This window comes from Candidatus Thermoplasmatota archaeon (assembly GCA_030018475.1).
In the GTDB taxonomy this organism is placed as follows: Archaea; Thermoplasmatota; JASEFT01; order JASEFT01; family JASEFT01; genus JASEFT01.
Map to the genome: position 1 here is coordinate 1 of JASEFT010000087.1, position 2,581 is coordinate 2,581.

Genomic DNA, 2,581 nt, shown 5'->3' on the forward strand with positions numbered 1-2,581 from the left:
TAAGGTATTTATCCACTCAAAATAACTCCTTTTGCGAACTTGATTAATAAGATATCAAGAAGTGTGGAATGCTATTTCGGAGAGAGAATTTGGGGAGAAGTATACTACAACAAATGGCGTAGAAAGACCACAGCGTTTTCAGAGAGATAGAACAAGAAGAATAGTGCATTTTGGTAGCGAAATTACTGCGAATAATTTCCTAAATGCTCATAAGCTCTACCAAAATTTCAGGAGATTCTCGTTTGGAAAGAGAGCAGGGGAATCACCTGTAGAGCATGGTGGGTTTGATCCTGAAGGAAAAGATTGGTTGGAGTATCTGGGATTTCCAAAATTGAGGTTGAGTGCTGAGATGATTTACTAAGCGAGTATAGATAACTGGTTAGAAGGCAGCATAGATTTTATATTCTCTACTTGTGATTTTTAGTAATAAGAAGCTATCTAATCACAGCAAATTGAACAGTAGCTCTCGAAATCTGAGCGTTAGCTTTTTATGTTCAAAACGACATAGTAGTCAAGTCAAATTCGATGGAAATAGCTAAAATACCGCCCCAAGTTAAAAAATTCATCGAGATAGCTGAAGAAGAGCCTGAAAAGTTTTGGCATGAAGCTGCGGAAAACGCTAGTGAAGATATCTACTGGTTCAAGAAATGGGATAAAGTATTTGAATGGCAATATCCTACGTTCAAATGGTATCTAGGCGGCATTACTAATATTTCTTATAACTGTCTTGATTATAAAGTAGAAAAAGGTCTTGGTAACAGAAATGCTTTTATCTACGAATCTGGCGAAAGCGGTAAAGTTGAAAAAATAACTTATTCTAAGCTACTCGAGCTAGTGAAGAATATAGCATCTAGCTTGCGCGCGCTCGGTATAAGAAAAGGCGATCGCGTGGTTATCTACATGCCAATGAATATAAGCGCGGTAGCCACAATGCTTGCATGCGCTAGGATGGGAGCTTTACATGTAGTAATATTCGCAGGTTTTTCAGCTAGCGCAGTTGCAGAGAGAATAATGGGCTCAGGCGCTGAATATATATTTACGCAGACCTTTAGCTCAAGAAGAGGTAAGGTTGTTGAGCTGAAGAAAACAATAGATGAAGCTATAGAGCTTTGCTATCCAAAGCAGGTGAAGAAAGTAGTAGTTTATGAAGAATCTAAAAAAGAAGCAGAGCTTTTGATGAAAGAAGGTAGAGATATTTACTGGCAAGATTTTTTAAAAAACGGTAAGTGCGCGAGTAGCGATTTTGTAAAAGTAGAAGCTAACGAGCCTCTGTTTCTATTACCCACTTCAGGCACAACTGCAAAACCTAAAATTACCACTCACTGTCATGGGGGATATCAGATTTATATCTACTGTATGGGAAAATGGGTTCATGGACTGAAAAAAAATGATATCTGGTTCTCCACTTCAGATATAGGTTGGATAGTAGGCCATAGCTATAATGTTTACGCACCTTTGCTTGTCGGCTGTACTTCTATACTCTACGAAGGCACTCCTGATTATCCTCACAGCGATATGTGGTGGTCTGTTATGGAGCGTAATAGAGTTACAGGGGTTTTTACCTCGCCAACAGGTGTGAGAGCTTTGATGAGATTAGGCAAAGAGCAAGCGAAGAAACATGATTTAAGCTCTTTAGAAAGGATTTTTGTAGCAGGCGAAGTTCTCAATCCAGAAGCTTGGAGATGGCTACAGAAAGAAGTTTTAGAAGAGAGAATCCCAGTACTAGATCATATGTGGCAGACAGAAAGCTCAGGACCTATGATAGCAAACTTCTATGGATTAGGTCAACATCCTATAAAGCCAGGCTCTGCTGGTTTCGCAGTACCAGGTTTAGCTGGCGATATAGTTGACGAACAAACAGGCAGGAGTCTACCGCCAAATAAAAAAGGTGTTTTTGTAGTTAGAAGACCTTTTCCAGGACTTACACCTATGCTGTGGCAAGATTTAGAAGGCTACAAACAAGCTTACTGGGAGAGAACAAAAGCAACTTCAGGAATGTATTATACGGGCGATGCAGCTTGGCGCGATAGAGATGACTATTTCTTCTTTGCAGGCAGAGCCGATGAGGTTATAAAAATAGCCTCTCACAGAATAGGTACTGTAGAAATAGAGAGCGCTCTAATAAGTCATCCGAGCGTTGTTGAGGCTGGCGTTTCCGGCATACCTGACGAGCTTAGAGGCGAGGTAGCTTGCGCATTCGTTGTTTTAAAAAAAGATTATCAACCTGCTGAGCAACTTAAAAAAGAGCTTATAGAATGGGTAAGAAAAGTCATGGGTCCTATTGTTGTAATGCGCGATGTAGAGTTTGTACAGGCAATACCTAAAACGCGTAGCGGTAAAATCATGCGGAGGGTAATGAAAGCGCTCTGGCTGAAAAAGGATTTGGGGGATCTATCTACAATTGAAGAAGAAGCTTCTGTTGAAGAGATAAGAGAAGCTGTGGGGCGAATGAGAAAGAGCGAGTCAGCAGAGCAAAAGTAAATAGATGTAAAGTCAACTAAGATCGGTAACATTTTCAGACTCTGGCTACATTGATTAATCCATTCTTTCTGCCTTTGAACTTTAAAAATTTATGCCTGAA

At 40.0% G+C, this 2,581-nt stretch carries 2 protein-coding genes; both read left to right on the forward strand.

Features of this window, described 5'->3' with window-relative positions:
- Positions 1 to 61 precede the first annotated feature (61 nt).
- Positions 62 to 361 carry a hypothetical protein gene (locus QMD21_07535; GenBank protein MDI6856614.1) on the forward strand — a complete coding sequence of 100 codons (300 nt, stop codon included), beginning with the start codon at positions 62 to 64 and terminating at the stop codon, positions 359 to 361.
- A gap of 164 nt (positions 362 to 525) precedes the next feature.
- Positions 526 to 2,481 (forward strand): acetate--CoA ligase, encoded by a 1,956-nt coding sequence (locus QMD21_07540; protein MDI6856615.1) that lies wholly within the window; start codon positions 526 to 528, stop codon positions 2,479 to 2,481.
- Positions 2,482 to 2,581: the final 100 nt, after the last annotated feature.